The organism is Bacillus sp. C-3-6, from assembly GCF_054509685.1.
On record NZ_CM137247.1, the window covers coordinates 2,180,081 to 2,199,929 of the forward strand.

16 protein-coding genes, 1 riboswitch and 2 other annotated features are annotated in these 19,849 nt (G+C 34.2%); of the genes, 10 read left to right on the forward strand and 6 right to left on the reverse strand.

The annotated features are described in order from the left end of the window. Positions 1–76: 76 nt before the first annotated feature. The 3 genes from ACW0JX_RS11255 to ACW0JX_RS11265 all read right to left on the reverse strand — a co-directional run bounded on the left by ACW0JX_RS11255 (position 77) and on the right by ACW0JX_RS11265 (position 3,881). Complete coding sequence (locus ACW0JX_RS11255) at positions 77–1,270, reverse strand: S8 family peptidase (RefSeq protein WP_065223657.1); 1,194 nt, start codon at positions 1,268–1,270, stop codon at positions 77–79. A gap of 232 nt (positions 1,271–1,502) precedes the next feature. Then, on the reverse strand, positions 1,503–2,870 hold the full coding sequence (locus tag ACW0JX_RS11260; RefSeq protein ID WP_071730145.1) for an alanine/glycine:cation symporter family protein: 1,368 nt from the start codon (positions 2,868–2,870) through the stop codon (positions 1,503–1,505). A gap of 106 nt (positions 2,871–2,976) precedes the next feature. Further along, positions 2,977–3,097, reverse strand: a riboswitch (glycine riboswitch). A gap of 208 nt (positions 3,098–3,305) precedes the next feature. After that, on the reverse strand, positions 3,306–3,881 hold the full coding sequence (locus tag ACW0JX_RS11265) for a hypothetical protein (RefSeq protein ID WP_095690953.1): 576 nt from the start codon (positions 3,879–3,881) through the stop codon (positions 3,306–3,308). A 132-nt stretch (positions 3,882–4,013) separates the two neighbouring features. Here ACW0JX_RS11265 and ACW0JX_RS11270 point away from each other — a divergent pair, with 132 nt between their 5' ends. The 9 genes from ACW0JX_RS11270 to ACW0JX_RS11310 all read left to right on the forward strand — a co-directional run bounded on the left by ACW0JX_RS11270 (position 4,014) and on the right by ACW0JX_RS11310 (position 15,071). Then, positions 4,014–4,358, forward strand: coding sequence for a hypothetical protein (locus ACW0JX_RS11270; protein WP_142947220.1), 345 nt, complete (start codon positions 4,014–4,016; stop codon positions 4,356–4,358). 377 nt (positions 4,359–4,735) lie between these two features. After that, complete coding sequence (locus ACW0JX_RS11275) at positions 4,736–5,356, forward strand: YdbC family protein (protein ID WP_095690951.1); 621 nt, start codon at positions 4,736–4,738, stop codon at positions 5,354–5,356. 186 nt (positions 5,357–5,542) lie between these two features. Continuing rightward, the gene (gene rluF, locus ACW0JX_RS11280; protein ID WP_001222162.1) at positions 5,543–6,250 is read left to right on the forward strand and encodes a 23S rRNA pseudouridine(2604) synthase RluF; all 708 of its coding nucleotides are present in this window, start codon (positions 5,543–5,545) and stop codon (positions 6,248–6,250) included. A gap of 121 nt (positions 6,251–6,371) precedes the next feature. Then, positions 6,372–6,595: a binding site (T-box leader), on the forward strand. Positions 6,596–6,631: 36 nt separating this feature from the next. Continuing rightward, positions 6,632–6,853 (forward strand) — a binding site (T-box leader). Positions 6,854–6,897: 44 nt separating this feature from the next. After that, on the forward strand, positions 6,898–8,820 hold the full coding sequence (thrS, locus tag ACW0JX_RS11285; protein ID WP_095690950.1) for a threonine--tRNA ligase: 1,923 nt from the start codon (positions 6,898–6,900) through the stop codon (positions 8,818–8,820). Between the two features lie 249 nt (positions 8,821–9,069). After that, positions 9,070–9,837 carry an ABC transporter ATP-binding protein gene (locus ACW0JX_RS11290; RefSeq protein WP_000106426.1) on the forward strand — a complete coding sequence of 256 codons (768 nt, stop codon included), beginning with the start codon at positions 9,070–9,072 and terminating at the stop codon, positions 9,835–9,837. Positions 9,838–9,848: 11 nt separating this feature from the next. Beyond that, positions 9,849–11,729 carry an FtsX-like permease family protein gene (locus ACW0JX_RS11295; protein WP_098127891.1) on the forward strand — a complete coding sequence of 627 codons (1,881 nt, stop codon included), beginning with the start codon at positions 9,849–9,851 and terminating at the stop codon, positions 11,727–11,729. 185 nt (positions 11,730–11,914) lie between these two features. Continuing rightward, positions 11,915–13,144 carry an MFS transporter gene (locus tag ACW0JX_RS11300; RefSeq protein WP_459245670.1) on the forward strand — a complete coding sequence of 410 codons (1,230 nt, stop codon included), beginning with the start codon at positions 11,915–11,917 and terminating at the stop codon, positions 13,142–13,144. A gap of 54 nt (positions 13,145–13,198) precedes the next feature. Continuing rightward, a complete protein-coding gene (locus ACW0JX_RS11305) occupies positions 13,199–14,065 on the forward strand; it encodes an ABC transporter permease subunit (protein ID WP_142947221.1) in 867 nt (288 codons plus the stop codon). A 1-nt stretch (position 14,066) separates the two neighbouring features. Beyond that, positions 14,067–15,071, forward strand: a complete 1,005-nt coding sequence (locus ACW0JX_RS11310; RefSeq protein WP_459245671.1) for an ABC transporter permease subunit — start codon at positions 14,067–14,069, stop codon at positions 15,069–15,071. Between the two features lie 45 nt (positions 15,072–15,116). Here the strand turns inward: ACW0JX_RS11310 and ACW0JX_RS11315 are convergent, their stop codons facing one another. Both ACW0JX_RS11315 and ACW0JX_RS11320 read right to left on the reverse strand, forming a co-directional pair. Next, on the reverse strand, positions 15,117–16,817 hold the full coding sequence (locus ACW0JX_RS11315; RefSeq protein WP_065483489.1) for a pyruvate oxidase: 1,701 nt from the start codon (positions 16,815–16,817) through the stop codon (positions 15,117–15,119). A gap of 136 nt (positions 16,818–16,953) precedes the next feature. Continuing rightward, the gene (locus ACW0JX_RS11320; protein WP_000440632.1) at positions 16,954–17,691 is read right to left on the reverse strand and encodes a ZIP family metal transporter; all 738 of its coding nucleotides are present in this window, start codon (positions 17,689–17,691) and stop codon (positions 16,954–16,956) included. Between the two features lie 155 nt (positions 17,692–17,846). Between ACW0JX_RS11320 and ACW0JX_RS11325 the strand changes: the two genes are divergently transcribed. After that, positions 17,847–18,713 (forward strand): MBL fold metallo-hydrolase, encoded by an 867-nt coding sequence (locus tag ACW0JX_RS11325; RefSeq protein ID WP_095690948.1) that lies wholly within the window; start codon positions 17,847–17,849, stop codon positions 18,711–18,713. 164 nt (positions 18,714–18,877) lie between these two features. Here ACW0JX_RS11325 and ACW0JX_RS11330 read toward each other — a convergent pair whose 3' ends face one another. Next, positions 18,878–19,831 carry a nucleoside hydrolase gene (locus ACW0JX_RS11330; protein WP_141241068.1) on the reverse strand — a complete coding sequence of 318 codons (954 nt, stop codon included), beginning with the start codon at positions 19,829–19,831 and terminating at the stop codon, positions 18,878–18,880. Positions 19,832–19,849 lie beyond the last annotated feature (18 nt).

Genomic DNA, 19,849 nt, shown 5'->3' on the forward strand with positions numbered 1-19,849 from the left:
GGAGAGGCTTTAATTATAGAAGTCTCTCCTTCTATTTTATTCCGCATTCATGGTAGATCGACTGATTAAAGTTTTCTTAAGAAGCTTTATTTTCTTGTAATTGCTTAGCGTATTGTACAGCCTTATATGCATTGACTCTACCGTTTTTCCAGTACGTACCTGTACCACTAATTTTATCAGAAGTTGACTCAATAATTTGGCGAATTTGTGTATTACTATATCCTTGGTTTGCTAAAAGAGCAGCGACTCCTGCAACATGAGGTGTTGCCATAGATGTACCACTTAATGATTGATACGTGCTTCCTTTATATGTTGAATATATATTTGAACCTGGTGCTGCAACATCTACCCAGCTACCATAAGTAGAGAATGAAGATTTTCTATCTGATTGATCTGTAGAAGCAACTGCAATTACTTCGCTGTAATAAGCAGGGTAATTAGCTTTTGTATTTCCAGCATTTCCAGCAGCTGCAACTATAACAGAGCCTTTATTCCATGCATATTGAACGGCTTGTTGTAATGCAGTACCACCATTTGGAGCTCCTAAACTTAAACTAATTACTTTTGCACCCGAATCAGCAGCTTCTCGAATACCTTGCGCTACAGCATCAAGAGTACCACTTCCTTGATTATCTAATACGCGGACAGCATAAATTGAAGTTTGTGGGGCAACACCAGCAATTCCGACACTGTTATTCGTAAGTGCTCCAGTAATTCCAGCGCAATGTGTACCATGACCATTACCATCATCAGATGTGTTGTCGTTATCAACATAATCATGCCCGTAAATTACTTTCGAAGCCAAATCAGGATGTGAACCTTGAACTCCTGTATCAATAATAGCTACTTTTACACCAGGATCACTTCGTTGGCTATCCCAAGCTTGTGGAGCTTGAATCTTTTGTAATCCATATTGATTTTTAAAATATGGGTCGTTTGGAGTCCAAAAGGCGTGAACGTAATAATTCGGTTCTGCATATTCCACATCTGGATTATTTTTATAACTCTTTATTTTTTCTTTTACAGTACCTTTTGAAAATTGTACGACTTCAAAACCTAACTTATCATCTTTAGATAAGACATTAGCTCCGACAGATTTATGAAAAGATTGCACATTACTTAAAGATGCATTTTGCTTGAACTTAACGATTAATTGGTTAGGAACGTAATCAGTAGATGATGTTTCAGCGCTTGAAGTATTTGTGTTAAAGAAGAAACCACCAATAATAAATGATAAAACAGATAGGAAAACAATGATTTTGTTTTTCAAAAGATTTTTCCTCCCTTTTCTTGGATGAGTTTTTCAGCGACACTTTAATGTCGCATTCCTTTTCAACTATATAGTTAGACCATACGATTTATGACATTTATGTGAAAAACTTTTGGAGGAATAAAAAGGAGTAAACATTGATATAAATATATTTTTAATGATAGTAATTAAGTAAAAGAGGGGATGAAAAAAGGAATGCTCATCATATATGAGTCATTCCTTTTTTCATAGATTAACTTGCCTGTTTTTTATTATTTTCTTTCAATTTCTCTGCTTGTAAAAAGCGATTCGTTTCAGCAACAACAATACTACTTAATCCAATTAGACCAATTAAGTTTGGAATGGCCATAAGTCCATTTGCAATATCAGCAAATGTCCATACGATTCCTAGCTTTAAATTAGCACCAATTGCAATCATGAAAATAAAGATTGCTTTATAATATTTAACAGCACTTTCTCCGAATAAATAAGCTACACATTTTTCTCCATAATACGACCAGCCTAAAATAGTAGAGTAGGCAAATAAAATAATTGCGATACCGAGAATCATACTACCAGCAGTACCAAATACAGATTGGAATGCAAGTGTTGTAGCTTCAACACCAGTTTTACCAGATTTCCAAGCACCTGTAGTAATTAATACTAGTCCTGTAATTGTACATACAATAAACGTATCTAGAAAAGTACCAGTCATTGAAACTAAAGCTTGCTTTGCAGGTGAATCAGTTTTTGCAGCCGCCGCCGCAATTGGTGCACTCCCTAAACCAGCTTCATTCGCAAATACACCACGCGCCATTCCGATTTGAATAGCTGATGCAACTGTTGCCCCAATAAAACCACCAGCAGCTGCTGTACCATTAAATGCACCAGAAAAAATAAGTGAAAATGCTTCAGGAATTTGGTCGTAGTGATAGAAAATAATTATAAGACCAGCAATTATATAAAAGAAAGCTTTAATAGGAACGACATATCCCGTCACTTTCCCGATTTTTTTTACACCGCCTAAAATAACAATTGCGATTAAAAATGCCATTAGTATACCAGTTAAAGCAGGAGGGAAAGAGAAATTAATTCGCATTGCCTCTGCAACTGAATTAGATTGCACCATATTACCAATACCGAAAGAAGCAGTTGTACCGAATATAGCGAATAATACTGCTAGCCATTTCTTACCCAAACCACGTTCTAAATAATACATTGGCCCACCTGAATATTCACCATTTTCATTACTAACACGGTATTTCACTGCAAGTATTGCTTCAGCATACTTTGTTGCCATACCGAACAATGCGGTAATCCACATCCAAAATATTGCACCAGGTCCACCTATAGTAACAGCTGTTGCAACACCGGCTATATTTCCCATACCAATCGTTGCGGCCATAGCTGTCATAAGTGCTTGGAAGTGACTAATATCTCCAGAAGAAGAAGTATCTTCTGATTTTTTAAACGCTAGTTTGTGAGCGTATAATAGTTTACTAAACTGTAAACCTTTCAAACGCACTGTGAGAATGACACCAGTTCCAACGAGTAGCAACAAAGTTGGTAATCCCCACACGTATTGATTTAGTTGTTCTAATACTTTACTTACTGTCTCCATCTTTATTCTCCTTTTTTAGAAAAAATAAAAACCACTTCAAGTAAATGAAATGGTCTCTGGAGAAACAAGGGATAGAAAAATAAACCGATACAATCGGCTTTTTCTTTCGCTTGTCTCTGTCCTTTTACCTGAGAGATTATCCGCTAAAGTAGCGGATTTGCTCCTTCGGTGCTCGTTTTCCTCCGCGCTCTATAAAAGCGAGAGGGAGTCTCTCCAGAGATTCGTCCCCATGCAGTTCTACTTGTAACCAAGACCTGAGAGTTTCAAAGTTGGTATAACAACTTTTTGCCCCGTCGGTAGATCAATAGACCTTCTCCTGAATGGTTCATCCGAATTATAAAATTTACAAACACATTGATTGTAAATCAATAAAAACATTATAGACATACAAATTGTGAATTGCAATCATTTTTTATTTTAAAATAGTAAATAGTTTTATTTTTTTGTAAGTCCTAATTTATCTTCAACTTCATTTAAAGTAGATAAAGCGATGACAATATGTTGATCCGCAAGTCCTAAAGCTTGTTTTGTTTTTTCAATAGTTTCATTGGTTGGAATAGAGTTATTTGTTCCGTCTATAATCAAATTTGCTGCATTTTTCATGAAATTTGATGCGGATTTAAACTGAGTTGTGAATTGAAGTAGTTGTTTTTGTATATCTATATCTGTGATGTTTTCTTCAATTTTAAGTGTGTCTATTTCGTTCATAATTGTTTCATACTGCTTGGAAACGGCATTCATTGTAACTAATAGTTTATTTCGATCTACTGAATCTCCATTCGTGTTAATCTCTTCCCAGGCAGGCAACCAATCTTTTTCAATGATTTCATTATAATTAGTAGTCAATTCATTAATTTTAGGTTGTAATTTCGTTTTGAAAGTTTTTGTATCCGCTGTTTCTACAGGTGCTTTTTCGTTGTTATTTTTAACATTAGTAACGTAGAAAATTGTACCGAAAATGATGAAAATAGAAATAATAACTGTCCATTTAGTAAAAAATAATTTCTGCAATATGTAACGCCTCCAAAATTTAAAAACTTATAATTATAATATATAACAATAATGTTGTTTGGAGTAGAGAAAATAGGTTGGAAATGATTTAAATTATATCTTTTCTATACATAAATAATTAAAGTTAGTAAAATGATGAAAGTTATATGTGAGAAAAGAGGGTTTTTAGTGAAAATGAATAGAAGAAAACTAGTTTCAAGTCTTTCAATGGCTATGTTATTAGTTGGTGTAATTGCATTCATATTTATGAATAAAGAATCTAAAATTAAAGGTTTTCCAGTACCAATGTCAGCAATTCATATTAACGATGATAAGGAAGAGGACTATCAATATATAAGTGTAATGCCAATTACAAAGGCGAGTGGATGGGAGAACTTAGGGGAAAACGGGCATACTGTTAGTTTTAAAAAAGGGGAGCGGAAGGTAGCAGTAGTACATTATCCAGGAGACATTACGTATTATTTATTTGAAAAATAATTGATGATAAAAGAGATAGGGAGTAGATGATAATGTAAGATTGTTTACTTTCTATCTTTTTTGGATTTTAATTCTGAATTGTTTGAATTAAAAATATTATGCGTATAGAATAAAATAGTATTTCTTATGGAAATGAGTTGATAGTTTGCCAAGTATAAAAAATAGGATGTTTTATTGAATGATATAGATAATCAGTAATATATAATTATGTTATGTAAACTGTAAGTGGAATAAGAAAGCGAAGCAAGAGATTTGAATTTTTATATTCTAGATGTCTTTTTACAAGCTAAGTATTTCGGTAATCAATTTACAGCATTTACGGAGGGGCATCAAACTTCGAGTAAGTAAATGGATCGAATCATAAGGGGGAATTAAAAATGTTACTAAAAACAATCTACTGTAAGGTGGAAGAAGAGAAAAAAGAATTGTTTTCCAGTGCGCAAGAAAAATGGCGTGATATACAGCACCTAGATGGTTTTCATGGACAATTTGGTGGATGGAATGAAGATGAGGCATGTGTATTTACTTTATGGGAAGATAGAAGTGTATATCAATCATTTATGAATGGTGCTCACGATACAATTTATTTAAATAGTAATCAAGAGGATACGTTTCTTTCATGTGAAATTGAATTATTTCAAACGTTGTATGATATAACTGATATGCATTTGAAAGACGCTGTAATAGAGGGAGCATTCGTAAGAGTTGCTATATGTGATGTAAAGTTGGAAAAGGAAAAGCATTTTTTACATAAGCAAGAAACAATTTGGAATAAAGGAATGGAAAAAGCAAAAGGAATGCTAGGTGGAGTAGTTGGGAAGTCTTTGAAAAATGAAAATCGTTACATAGTGTTAACGTATTGGAAAGATGAAATAGCGCACCAACATTATGTGGAAGAGATTTTCCCAGATTTATATAAATTAGCTAATATTCATGAAGATATAGAAAAGATACAAGGAAAACAAGCTGTATGTAAGGAAGAATGGCTTGTATATTAAACGATGAAAAAGTGCATAAATGAATGTATAATAAAGATATTTTCTTATAAACAAGTAATTAATAGAAGACGTTATATACCCTTTCATGTTAATATATTTAAGTTATAATAGGAGGCTTACCCTTTTGTATTGTACGGTAGAAGCAGTGTGAGCTTGAAATTTTTTTTAGAAAAGGATGTGCCTAATTTGCGTATCAATAAATTTATTAGTGAAGCTGGAAAAGCGTCTCGACGTGGAGCGGATAAACTAATTAATGAGAGAAGAGTAATTATTAACGGTAAGGTTGCAAAAATTGGTGACCAAGTGAACCCAGGTGATGATGTACGAGTAAATGGAGAGCAGCTTCGAATTGCTCGAGATCACGTATATATCGCTTTAAATAAACCAGTAGGTATTACATGTACGAGTGAAAAAGCTGTAAAAGGTAATATTATCGATTTAGTGAACCATCCTTTACGAATTAGTCACATTGGACGTCTTGATAAAGACTCAGACGGTTTAATTTTATTAACGAATGATGGTGATATTGTTAATGAAATTTTACGTGCTGAAAACAAACATGAGAAAGAATATATCGTTTCAGTAGATAAGCCAATTACACCTGATTTCTTAGAGAAAATGGCAGCGGGTGTTAAAATTTTAGGAACAAAAACGCTTCCTTGTGAGGTTACACAGTTATCAAAATATGAGTTCCAAATTATTTTAACACAAGGGCTAAATCGTCAAATTCGCCGTATGTGTGAAGCTTTAGGTTATCAAGTATACACGTTAAAACGTACGAGAATTATGAATATCGAATTGAATAATTTACCAGTTGGGCAGTGGAGAGATTTAACGAAGAAAGAGAAAAGACGTCTATTTGCAGACTTAAATTACGAACCACAAGATTGGTAAAATTGTGAAGTGAAACCAAAAAAATTTGGTTTCACTTTTTTAATTAAATAAATAAATTTTTTAAACACTTGCAAAAATAAAATGAATAAGATATATTAAATAACAATAAATGGATGTTTTACAAAAAGCAAAGAAAAGGACACGAGTTATTTTACCCGGTTATACAGAGAAGGAAGGAAAGCTGAGAACTTCCTAACGCAGAAAAATAACTTACCACCTTAGAGCTGCCCTAGGGAAATTAAGTATCTAGTGCCGTGTATGCGACGTTATCGCAAAAGAAGCCATTATGTTTTTTGTGATGGGAATCTGGGTGGAACCACGGATATAAGCATATTCGTCCCTATATTTAGGGATGAATATGCTTTTTTGCATTCAATTTCATAATAAGCGAAGAAAAGGACACGAGTTATTTTACCCGGTTATACAGAGAAGGAAGGAAAGCTGAGAACTTCCTAACGCAGAAAAATAACTTACCACCTTAGAGCTGCACTAGGGAAATTAAGTATCTAGTGCCGTATAAACGACGTTACCGTAAAAGAAGCCATTGCATTTTGTGATGGGAATCTGGGTGGAACCACGGGTATAAGCACGCTCGTCCCTATTTTAGGGATGAGTGTGCTTTTTATTATGAAATGGAGAGATGAAAAATGAAAGAACAAATGATTGAAATTAAATTTCCAGATGGTAGCGTGAAAGAATTTGGAAAAGGAATTACTTTAGAAGAAATTGCGGGATCTATTAGTAGTAGTTTGAAAAAGAAAGCAGTCGGGGGGAAAGTGAATGATGGATTATATGATTTACGCCGAAATATTGAAGAAAATGCGGAAGTAGAAATCATTACTATAGATTCAAATGAAGGTGTAGAAATTGCAAGACACTCCGCGGCACATATTTTAGCGCAAGCTGTAAAAAGAATGTATGGTGATATAAATCTTGGGGTAGGGCCTGTTATTGAAAATGGATTTTATTATGATATGGATCTTCCAAGTAGTGTAAACATAGAAGATTTACGAAAAATCGAAAAAGAAATGAAAAAGATTATAAATGAAAATATAAAGATAGAACGAGTTGAGGTTTCTCGTGAAGAAGCAGCAAAACTGTTTCAAGAAATGAACGATTGCTTGAAATTAGAACTTTTAGAAGCAATTCCTAGTGGGGAAAGTGTAACACTATATAAACAAGGTGAATTTGTAGATTTATGTAGAGGGCCACATTTACCATCAACAGGTTATTTGAAAGCATTTCAATTAACTCACGTTTCCGGTGCATATTGGCGAGGTGATAGTAATAACCAAGTGCTTCAGCGCATATATGGTGTTGCATTCTCTTCTCAAAAAGAATTAGAAGAGTATTTACATTTCGTTGAAGAAGCAGCAAAAAGAAATCATCGTAAGTTAGGCAATGAGCTTGAGTTATTTATGTTTTCTGAAGAGGCTCCGGGAATGCCGTTTTATTTACCGAAAGGACAAATGATTCGTAACGAATTGGAAGCATTTTTAAGAGAAATTCAAAAAGAGTACAATTATCAAGAAGTACGGACTCCGTTCATGATGAACCAAGAAGTATGGGAGAAATCAGGGCACTGGGGACATTATAAAGATAATATGTATTTCTCTGAAGTAGATAATAAAAGTTTTGCATTAAAACCGATGAACTGTCCAGGGCACATGCTTATGTTTAAAAATAAATTGCATTCTTATCGTGAATTACCGATTCGTATGTGTGAATTTGGTCAAGTACATCGCCATGAGTTTAGTGGTGCGTTAAACGGATTATTAAGAGTACGTACTTTCTGCCAAGATGATGCACATTTATTTGTAACTCCAAAACAAATTGAAAATGAAATTAAATCAGTAATGGCGCAGATTGATTACGTATATAAAACTTTTGGATTCGAATATGAAGTAGAACTTTCTACTCGTCCAGAAGATTCAATGGGTGATGATAAATTATGGGAGCAAGCAGAAGCAGCATTAGAAAATGTATTACAATCGCTAAATTATAAATATAGACTAAATGAAGGTGACGGTGCATTTTACGGGCCGAAAATTGATTTTCATATTAAAGATGCTTTAAATAGAAGTCACCAGTGCGGAACAATCCAGCTTGATTTCCAAATGCCAGAGAAATTTGATTTAAATTATATAGATGAAAATAATGAAAAGAAAAGACCAGTTGTTATTCACAGGGCAGTTTTAGGGTCATTAGATCGCTTTTTAGCAATATTAATTGAGCACTTTGGAGGGGCGTTCCCGGCATGGGTGGCACCAGTTCAAGTGAAAGTAATTCCAGTTTCAAATGCAGTACATGAACAATATGCCAATGAGATTGCACTTAAATTAGCACAAGCTGGAGTTCGTGTTGAACGAGATGCACGAGATGAAAAATTAGGATATAAAATAAGAGAAGCACAAATACAAAAAGTACCGTATGTTCTTGTTATTGGGGATAAGGAAATGGAAAACGGAGCTGTAAATGTACGTAAATATGGAGAAGAGAAGTCAGAAGTTGTTGCGCTAGATTTATTTGTGGCAAGTATTGAAGAAGAAATAAAGAATAGAAAATATTGATTGTAAAGAAAACACACTATTAGAAATTAGTGTGTTTTCTTTTTTATCTTACAAAAATGTAAGGTAAATGTAAGCGAAATCGAGGGAACGAGTTGTAGAAAAATGAGAATATGAAGTAGGAAATAGGTTCATGTTAAGGGGGTAACTCTTATTGGGTGAATAATTAAAAAATTCTTAAGAATTTACATGACAAAATAATAAGAAATATGTGAGAAATTGATTTTATACAAAAGGGATGGAGTGAAAGAGATGTCAACAAATGTAGTTACTGTAGAAAGTGTAGAAAAAACGTATGGGAAAAGAAATGAGAATCAGTCAAAAGCATTAAGGGGTGTATCGTTAAGTATTAAAGAAGGAGAATTTGTCGGGATCATGGGACCTTCTGGTTCTGGAAAAACGACTTTACTTAATGTGATAAGTACACTTGACCAAGCGACAGGTGGTAGTGTGACGATAGCTGGTACAAATATTACTTCTATGAAGGGCAATGCGTTATCTGATTTTCGCTCTCAAAAATTAGGTTTTATCTTTCAAGATTTTAACTTACTAGAAAATTTATCAATTTATGAAAATATCGCTTTACCACTTTCTTTGCAAGGCGTACCGTCAAGTGAGATTACTGGAAAGGTAAATGACGTTGCGAAGAAATTAGGCATCACTGAAATTTTAACAAAATATCCGACGGCTGTTTCTGGAGGACAAAAGCAAAGAACAGCGGCGGCAAGAGCTTTAGTACATAATCCAGCAATTGTATTAGCAGATGAACCGACAGGCGCGCTTGATAGTAAAAATGCAAAAAGTTTATTAGAAGCGATGCAAGATTTACATGAAAATCATAATGTAAGTATTTTAATGGTTACACACGATGCATTTAGTGCAAGTTATTGTGAGCGTATTTTATTTATTCAAGATGGTCTTCTTTATAAAGAATTAAATCGTCAAGGCACTCGAGAGAATTTCTATCAAGACATTTTAGGTGTGCTCGCTCATATGGGCTCAGCTGCTGAGTCTAAGTAGGGGGCGAAACTATGTTATTTAAATTATCACGTCATAGTATGAAAAAGATGTTAAAAGATTATATGGTTTTACTTATTGGCCTCGTTATTAGTATTAGTATTTTCTACATGTTCCAAACAATGGCGATGAATAGTGAATTTACGAAAGATAATAGCCTAATTAGTAGTATTAGACTCGTCTTTTGGGTAGGTGCAATACTATTATCTTTCATTACTGTATTTTATATTATATATGCCAACTCTTTCTTACTCACGTTAAGAAGAAAAGAACTCGGTATGTACATGATGCTTGGTGCAAAAAAGAAAAAAGTAGCACAGTTATTATTTATTGAAACATTCGGTATGGGTATTGTCAGTATTATTATCGGTATTTTAGTAGGGATGTTACTTGCAAGTGTAGCAGGAAACTTTTTAATGAATGGAATGGAAATTTCAGCAAAAGGTAGTTATGCATCTGTATACACACCAGCAATTTTAGTTACAGCTATTTTCTTTTTAATACTATTTTTCATTACTGGCTTAATGAACAGTGTCCGATTGTTACGTAAAACTGAACTAGAGTTAATTCGTGAAGATGAAACACTAGATGAAGTGAAGAAAAGTAAAACTCGTATTATTATAATGACAGTACTCGGTATATTGCTAGTAAGTACAGGATACTACTTTATGGTAAATATAAAAATGTTTGCTGAAGTCGGTTTTATAATAGCGACAATCGTTACAACACTTGGAACATATTTTATTTTTAGTTCATTGCTCCCATTTTTTGTGATGAAAATTAAAGGGAATAAAAAACGAAATGAAACAGGCTTAAATAGTTTTACATATGCACAGCTACGCTTTCGCGTAAATAGTTTATCAAGAGTATTAGGTACTGTAGCGATGTTAATTGCATTAGGCGCAGGTGCGATGACGGCAGGTATGGCGTTCCAAAAAAATGTAGGTATTATGACAGACTTTTCTCGTGTATATGATGTTGTAATTCATGATCCGAATGATCAAGACAAAGCTGCCTTAAAAGAAATGGAAATTGTTGAAGAAAGCAAGTACAAATATAAAGTAGATGGAGAAGCGGTTTATTATTTACGTAACGACTTAACTGCGAAACCACCACTTGTTTCAGACCATTTTGATACAAAAACGTTAAAAGAGCCTGTTCGTAAACGTGTGACTGAACCTTTAACTGAACCTGTATATTCAGCTTTAGAGGCTCCTGAATTAGCAAAATTCCCTCGTATGCCAAAGGATTGGGAAGACGCAGTTGTAAGAGAGATACAAATTACGCATAATCAATTTAGCGGAAAACCAGTAAGAATTGCAGACGAAGAGCATTATAAAGGAATTCAAGGAACAGAACACACTGTAACATTAGCAAAAGTAGATGATATGAAAAAATATAAACCGTTATTGATCGAAATAGACAAGAGACAAAAAGCACAAATTGAAAAAGCAACAGGTGAAAAGGTAGACTTATTTACGAAAATGACAATTTATCAGTTTATGAACAGCTTTATGAGCGGAACAATGTTTATGGGATTTTTCCTCGGAATTGCCTTTTTAGCAATGATGGCAAGTTCCCTTATGTTCAAAATATTAACAGGTGCTTCTCGTGACGTACGACGTTATGAAATGTTACGAAAAATCGGCGTAAGACGTAGTATGTTAACGAAAAGTATATATAAAGAAATTTCATATTTATTTATCTTCCCAGCAATTATTGGAATTTCCCACGTTTTAGTTGGGCTTAACTTATTCAGCTTTATATTAGTTGACCCGTTTGTAAAAGTATGGGTGCCAATAGGAATTTTCTTAGTCATTTATTTCATTTATTACTGGATAACTGTTCAACTTTATAAAGGTATGGTAATGCCGAAAGAAGAGGTAGCTAAATAGTTTATGAAAAGAGTCCTTGTGTTGAGAATAAGGGCTCTTTTTTTATGTTTTTTATAAAGAAGGAAAAGATTGGATAATGGTCGAAAAATATAATGTAACTTCCAAGAAATGACTAAAATAATACTGTTTTGTCGAGAGAAAGGATACGAAGTATGAAAGAAATGCTATAGTTATTTCGCAACAAAGTGTATGCACGTTTTTTTCTAGCAAATATTTTAGAGCGACTCGGTTCTATGATTGCTGGAATTTCTTTAATGTTTTATTTGCTAGATCAATACGGAAAACAACCAGTTTACGCAACGATGACACAAATTATGATTGCATTACCTGCATTAATCTTTTTTCTATTGGTAGGGACAGTAGTGGATCGATTTGATAGACAACGTATATGTACAGTAAGTAACATATGTTGTTCGCTCTGTAATATTGGAATCCTAATTTCGCTTTATTACGGGATGATTATACTTGTCTTTATATTTTTATTTTTGGAAAATGCGTGTATACAATTTTTCTCTCCAGCAGAACAATCGATGATACAGGGAGTAGTTGAATCAGACCAATACGGTGCAGCAGCGGGTATTAATCAAATGGTAAATAGTTTGTATGCTTTGTTTGGTGTAGGAATTGCAACGATGGTGTACTGGACTTTTGGGATTTACGGGAGCATTTTAGTAAATACGCTCACTTTTATTATGAGTGGTATTTTGATTCAAACAATCTCCATTCCAGAAAAAGTTCGTTTACCAAATGGTAGAACAAAATGGAAAGAAGTTAATTTGAAGATGTTAATAACAGAGTTTAAAGAAGGGATTAGGTATATATACCAAAATGAAACTTTAAAAAAATTACTTTTAGGATTTATCGTATTTGGATTATTAAATGGTGTTTTAAGTGTATCCACTACTTACATATTAAAATACAAACTAGCTCCAGAAACGTATGAAAGTTTAGCAATGGTGGGCGGTGTAGTTGGAGGGATTTCATTACTAATTGGAAGTATAGTAGCAACGAGTATAGGTAAGAAATATGCGCCAAAATCTATTATAGTTTTTGGTATGGCAGGCTCAGGAGTCTTCTTTGGTATGTGTTACTTTGTAAATTACGTATGGTCTTTTTATGTATGTATCGCTTTAGCGACATTCTTTTTACCGTTTATTAATGTTGCAATATCAGGATGGATGTATGAGATCGTAGAAGAATCATTCATGGGACGTGTTCAAAGTTTACTTAGTCCATTAACGACAGGATTCCAGCTGTTATCTCTCGGTGCGATAGCGATGTTGTTCCCGAAATGGATTCGTGCAGATACGTTGTTTATTATTTTATTTGGTTTATTATTTTTTGTTACGTGTTTATATCAAACCATTTTACCTAGTGGGAAGAAATGTGTGCAAGGTATAGTTGAAGAGATGTAATAAATGTGTTTTTTGATTTCTGAATATTCTATCGGATGGTAAGGGGAAATAGTTATGTTGATGCGAATTGTTAAATGGTGTGGGGTTACTTGTTTACAACTAGTAGCTGCAATTTTATGTATAATCTGCCTAGGTGCGCTGCCACGTTTATTTAAGGGATTGCAAATTGATTTAATCGGTTTTTGGAACACGATTGTCTTTCTTGGAGGGAAGATACTTCAACCGGGTGAAATTACATATGGATTTCGAGACTCAAGAAAATTATTTCCGCAAATATGGATTCATTATTTTGAAACGATGATTGTATTTCTATCAGCGTTTTTACTATCTTTGCTTATAGCGTATATACTTGTCGTTTGGGTATTGCAGCGTTCTCATATGAAGCAAAAAATGTGGAATGGAGTTTTTCTTACGCTAGAGAGTATACCGGATATATTACTTATTTTATTATCACAACTTCTTGTCGTAATTGTTTTTCAAAAAACAGGTTTTATGCCAATAAAACTTGCTGGATTAGGAGAAGAGAGAGTACGATTGTTACCGATTATATGTCTTACAATACCAACAACGTTATTATTTATTAAACTATTGTTATTACGTTTTAAAGAAGAAATGGAGAAAGATTATAGTATATTTGCGAAGAGTAAAGGACTAAGTTTGCAGCATATTTTAACACATCATGTTTCAAGGAATGTTTTATTGACGACAATTTACTATGCGAAAACAAATATTTTATTTATGCTATCCAATTTATATATTATCGAATGGATTTTTAATACATATGGAATGTTTGTATTTGTAAAAGAAAATTCTAAATTAGAAATATTTACAGTGAGTCTAGTTATATTATACGTTCCGCTTTTTATACTATTTCGTATATTACATACGCTTTTACAAAATGTTATAAGGGAGCGTGTGTAACATGTGGCAAGTTGTAAAAAGAGATGTGAGATTTTGGATAGGTGTTACTTTTCTGAGTGTACTAATGATTATTAGTATTGGATATACGTTATTTTCCGATGAGAATATTCGTGAACTTACGATGATGTATAACGAAAAAGGAGAACTAGAGGCTGCTCCATTTTCGCCATCAAGTAAATTTTGGTTCGGAAGTGATACGAAAGGCCGTGACCTTGTCCAATTAATAATAGAAGGCGCGAAATGGACAGTTGGAGCGAGTATAATTATAGCAACTTTACGAGTTATAGTTGGAGGAGGGATTGGTTTACTTCTTGGTATGTATGGTAAGCGATCTTTTCCGGTTATCTCATCCTTTTTTGATCCTTTTAGTATTGTACCAATGGTTATGATTTCTTATTTTATGTTAAATGAAGTTTTAACGTTTGATAGTGGAGCGGAAGTTGTGCCGTTGTATTTGCGGGTGACATTTCAAATTATAGTTCTTACATGTCTTGCTGTACCAACAGTTATGTTGTATGTAGCGCAAGAAGTTAAACGTATTAAGAAAGAAGAATTTATGTTGGCAGCCACTGTGCTTGGCGGGAGTAAATGGCAGAGGTTGAAGCGCCATATATGGCTTCATATGTTACCATCATTTCTTTTATTAGTAGCACAACAATTTGTGAGTACTTTATTACTTCTTTTACACCTTGGTTTGTTGCAATTATTTTTTGGTGGAACAATAACCTTCAGTGGAATGGATCCAGATAGTGTAACAAAAGAATGGACAGGATTAATTGGTCAAAACTTCCGGCACTTAACTACTCATACATGGATTGTACTTATACCGATTGCTTTTTATAGTATGACAATCTTAGCTGGAAACCTAATTAGTAATAGCATGCAAGATGCGATTAAGCTAGGAAATGTGAGAAGGTCAAAGCGGGAAGGGAGAGAAGTGCAAGTAGAGAAACAAGTACAACCAACTATGAATGACTTTTCTTTTTATAGGGAGATACAAAAGTAAAGAAAGATAGCTGAAGACAAATCGTTTTCAGCTATCTTTTTTCGCTTAAAGTGGAGGTAAATCAATCTTACCTTCTTCAAATAATTCTTTTATCATATGCTTCGTATAACCAGCGGCTTGACCAAATGTGATTTTTGCTGGCATTGGTGCTTCGTTAGCATCTACAACTACATCAATAATACACGGTTTATTTTGTTTTACTGCATTTTCGAAAGCGGGAAGGAGTTCATCTAAATTCTCAACACGGTATCCAATACCTCCACACGCCTCTGCATATTTTGCAAAATCAGGGTTCGTTAAATCTGTTTCGAATTCGATGTTACCCATAACTTCTTGCTCGAATTTAATCATCGCAATTTTATTATTGTTTAATACGACGACAACGATTGGTAATTTATATTTTACAGCTGTTACGAAGTCATTCATCGTCATTCCAAATCCGCCATCACCACAAACTGCAAATACTTGTTTATCCGGGAATGCAATTTTTCCAGCAAGAGCACCAGGTAAACCGCAACCAAGTGTTGCGAGCCAGCTAGAAATAACAAATTGCTGGTTCGTCATACGGAAGTGCCTTGCGGTCCATACTGTTACATTTCCGACATCGACTGATAGAATTGCGTCATCATGTGCTACTTGCTGCAGAGCATGCATAACGCGTTGTGGTTTAATTGGAATAGAAGAGTCTTCTTCTTGATCGTGTAATTTTTCTTCCCACTTTTTCATCATTTCTTGATGATGTTCTAAGAAAGAATGGTCTGTGTGTTTTTCAACATTTTCAATTAACCATCGTAATGTTTTATTAGCATCACCAGCTAAACCAATATCTGTCGCATAACGTTTTCCGATTTGGGCAGGATCTGTATCGATATGAATTGTTTTTGCTTTTTCAGGTAAGAAACCAGTGAACGGATAAGAAGTACCAACCATAATTAAAGTATCTGCATGTTTCATTGCTTCATAAGAAGGTTTCGTTCCGATTAATCCTAATCCACCGATACAAAGAGGATGCTCATCAGGAATAATTCCTTTAGCAGGTAATGTAAGTACGATTGGAGCACCAATATGTTCTGCCAATGCAAGTAAAGATTCTCTCGCATGTTTTGTTCCTTTTCCAGCTAAAATCACAGGCTTTTTCGCTTCATTTATTGCGAGTTTCGCTCCATCTAAATCTTCTTTTTGTGGAAACAACTCAGGTAAAGTAAAAGAAGTATTTGTAATACGAGCACCATTTTTCACTTCGAATTTCGGGACATCATCTGGAATTGTAAGAACGGATACACCTTTTTTCGTATAAGCCATTCGAATTGCTTGATTCACTACGGCAGGTAGTTGCTCTGCTGACATAATACGCTGGTTATAAACCGCAACATCATCAAACATTCTTTCTAAATTTACTTCTTGGAAAAAGTCCGTTCCAAGTAAATCGGTTTCTACTTGACCTGAAATTGCTAGAACAGGGGCTTTATCGAGTTTCGCATCATATAAACCATTTAATAAATGAATAGCACCAGGTCCTGCAATTGCCATACAAACGCCAAGTTTTCCTGTTAATTTTGCATAGGCAGCCGCTGCTAATGCACCAGCTTCTTCATGGCGAACTTGAATGAATTTAATTTTATCTTGTTTTTTTCTTAAAGCTTCAATGATAGAATTGATGGAATCTCCAGGCATACCGTATATGTGTTCTACTCCCCAGTCAATTAATAAATCAACTAATGCTTCACCGGCTGTTTTCCCAAACATAATTGTTCCTCCTTATAATAGGTAGATAACATTATGTTTTGGATAAAAAGGAAAAATATACAAATAAGAAAATTTATCTGGTTATTTGTAATCTAAGAATCAGTGTGGGAGGAACAAAAGTTTCACTTTAGCAACTTTAATGATGACCAGCGAATAAAGTGAACACTGTTATTAGTAAAAAACCACTAGTTGCCCACATTAGAAATGTAAGGAAAGAGAGCTGTTTCTTAGCTTTCCAAAGCATTTCATGAATTGTGACATATCCAAGTGAACCAATAGCACTTCCCATAATGAGTCCTTGCAGGTGAAGAGCTTTTCCTTCCATCAAAATGCCAAAAACTGTGCCAGTACCGAGAATAAGAGAAAGTAATAAAGTCGTTAATAAAAAGGAAATATATTTATGTTTTGTAAAAAGAAATGGAATAATTAAAGCTAATCCTTCTGGAATATGGTGAACGACAATTGCTATTAAAAAGGGAATGGCAGAGTCATTATGATTTATAAAAGCTGTACCTAACGCAAATCCACTCGGTATATTATGAATAAATATAGCGAAAGAGAGAAAAAGGAAGGTTTGCCATGCTTGTTGATCTTTTTTATGTATCATTGGATGGTGACAATAGTTATCTAATAAGCTCATAACTAAAATACCGATAGCTATACCAAGTATAGGCCCAACCATTTCGTAGCTTGAAAATGTTTCAGGAATAATTTCAAGGGATAACAGCCCAAGTAAAATACCACCACATAATGCGTATAAACGATGCATCTTTTCTTCAATAAGTTGGCGTGTTGCTACTCCAACAGCACCTCCTAAAAGTAATCCACCGAACGAAAAAAATGTTACAATCATTGGAATCCATAAACGTTCCATAGTATCACACTCCGATTCTATTCCCTTATTTTTAGCTTACGAAAAGGAAAGTTAGATTAGTCCAAGTAATTGTGTTTGATTATAGAGAAAAAAGTAGTGATTCGTTATAATTTATATATTAAATTTAAGTGAGAAAATGAAAAGGGGAATTGGTTATGCAACAAATTAAAAAAATAGGAAACTCATTTTGGTATATGACACCTGTTTCTGAAACAGATAGACCTATATTAGGAATGGTTGTTGGACAAGAAAAAACTTTAATGATCGATGCAGGGAATTCAGAGGAGCATACACAATTATTTTTAGAAATGTTAAAAGAACAAAATGTATCGAATCCAGATTTCGTAGCACTAACCCATTGGCATTGGGATCATATTTTTGGATTATCTGTATTACGGAATGCATTAACTATTTCGCACGCTGAAACGAAAAAAGAAATGCAGACAATAGTATCTTATGAATGGACAGATGAAGCGTTGGATGCACGCGTAAAAGAGGGTACTGAAATTGAATTTTGTGCGGATTGCATCAAGAAAGAGTTTGAAGAAAAAGCGAGAAATATTAACATTATTCCTCCGACCTTAACGTTCCAGAATCAAATTGAATTAGATCTTGGTGAAGTGACATGCGTGTTAAAACATGTGGGCGGAGATCATGCACATGATTCAGTTGTTATTTACGTGAAAGAAGAAAAGATATTATTTTTAGGAGACTGTATATATGCAGATATTTTTTCTTCGAAGTGGAACTATACGACGAAAAGAACGTTTAAATTGATAGATGAATTAGAGAAATTTGATGCTGAGACATATATTCTCTCTCATGGGGAAGCAATAAATCGAGAGGAGTTTTTACAAGAGATTCGTATGTTAAAAACAGTAGGAACTTATACAGAAGCTCATATAGGTGATGAAGAGAAGATAAAGGCAGCGTATAAACAAGAACTAGATAGAGAATTAAATGAAGATGAGTTAGAAACAATAACTTATTTTGTCAATGGTTATGAAATGAATAATCAATAAGACACTACATTAATCCAATATAATTAAATTGCACAAAAAGAGTATTGAAATTTAATTCAATACTCTTTTCAATAGTTAAATATGTAGTTTCAACTAAATTCTAAATATAGGGGTTCATCGTCTGAAGTGATTTTATTCTATTTATTTTTCGTATAGATAGTGGTTCAAGTAGAAGCTTTCTTTGCTAATTCAGTAATATATTCAAAGAATACATCACGTTTTACATCATAAACGACATTTACAGGTCGTCCATCAGCAGTTTCCTCTGTACGTCCTTGGCTTGGTCCGTATGTATGAACGATACTATTAATTGTTTCAGTTTTTGCAAGGTTAGTGTTTCCGACAAGCGCGGTAGTTAGTACATCCCATAAATAGTAGGTAGAGTTCGTTGAGAAGTGAACGAGAGGGGGAACCATTGCATAGCATTGACCAAGGAAATCCATACCAATATACTTTCGTTCTTTTGCCCATTGTTCACGTATGTTTATAGTTAACGGAACTTGGTTTGTACTTTCTAGTGTCACTAAGTCGATTTTAATTTTTGCATCCCATACACGAGCCACTGCTTCAGGGTCCCAAAACGAATTCCACTCAGCTGTTCCATCATGCTCTGGTTCATGTACATTGCCTGCTGTAAGAAATGTACCACCCATCCAAACGAGACATTCAATTTTATCTTCAATTATGGGAGCTTCATATAACGCACGAGCAAGGTCAGTTAGGGGCCCGGTAAATAATAAAGTTGTTTTTCCTTCCGTTTGTAGAAGTGTTTCTATTAAATGGTGATGTGCAGGCTTTGCTGCCATGGGTGCTACAACTTTTCCAGACTCATTTAAAATTGGTAAAGCATCTACATAAAATGCATGCATCCGCCAGTCTTTAGGAAACGGGTTTTGCCCGCGAGAGTTTGAAGCGGCTACTGCAATATTATCTTTGCTGAAGCGATCAATAATTTTACGACTTGCAGACATTGCAGGTTCTAAATAGCAGTCTGCTGGGATAACAGATACACCGGTAAGTTCAACGTTTTCCATTTGAAGTAATAAAAATAATGAAATTAAATCATCTACGCCGCCATCATGATTGAAGTATACTTTTTTTTTCATTGTAATCTCCATCCTATATGATTTAGTTAG

Coding starts and splice junctions, on each gene's coding strand:
- ACW0JX_RS11320 (WP_000440632.1), bottom strand. CDS start 17,691: ATGGAACGTTTATGGATTCCAATGATTGTAACATTTTTTTCGTTCGGT.
- ACW0JX_RS11310 (WP_459245671.1), top strand. CDS start 14,067: ATGTGGCAAGTTGTAAAAAGAGATGTGAGATTTTGGATAGGTGTTACT.
- ACW0JX_RS11270 (WP_142947220.1), top strand. CDS start 4,014: ATGATGAAAGTTATATGTGAGAAAAGAGGGTTTTTAGTGAAAATGAAT.
- ACW0JX_RS11305 (WP_142947221.1), top strand. CDS start 13,199: ATGTTGATGCGAATTGTTAAATGGTGTGGGGTTACTTGTTTACAACTA.
- ACW0JX_RS11330 (WP_141241068.1), bottom strand. CDS start 19,831: ATGGAGATTACAATGAAAAAAAAAGTATACTTCAATCATGATGGCGGC.
- ACW0JX_RS11295 (WP_098127891.1), top strand. CDS start 9,849: ATGTTATTTAAATTATCACGTCATAGTATGAAAAAGATGTTAAAAGAT.
- ACW0JX_RS11275 (WP_095690951.1), top strand. CDS start 4,736: ATGTTACTAAAAACAATCTACTGTAAGGTGGAAGAAGAGAAAAAAGAA.
- ACW0JX_RS11315 (WP_065483489.1), bottom strand. CDS start 16,817: ATGTTTGGGAAAACAGCCGGTGAAGCATTAGTTGATTTATTAATTGAC.
- thrS (WP_095690950.1), top strand. CDS start 6,898: ATGAAAGAACAAATGATTGAAATTAAATTTCCAGATGGTAGCGTGAAA.
- ACW0JX_RS11325 (WP_095690948.1), top strand. CDS start 17,847: ATGCAACAAATTAAAAAAATAGGAAACTCATTTTGGTATATGACACCT.
- ACW0JX_RS11290 (WP_000106426.1), top strand. CDS start 9,070: ATGTCAACAAATGTAGTTACTGTAGAAAGTGTAGAAAAAACGTATGGG.
- ACW0JX_RS11260 (WP_071730145.1), bottom strand. CDS start 2,870: ATGGAGACAGTAAGTAAAGTATTAGAACAACTAAATCAATACGTGTGG.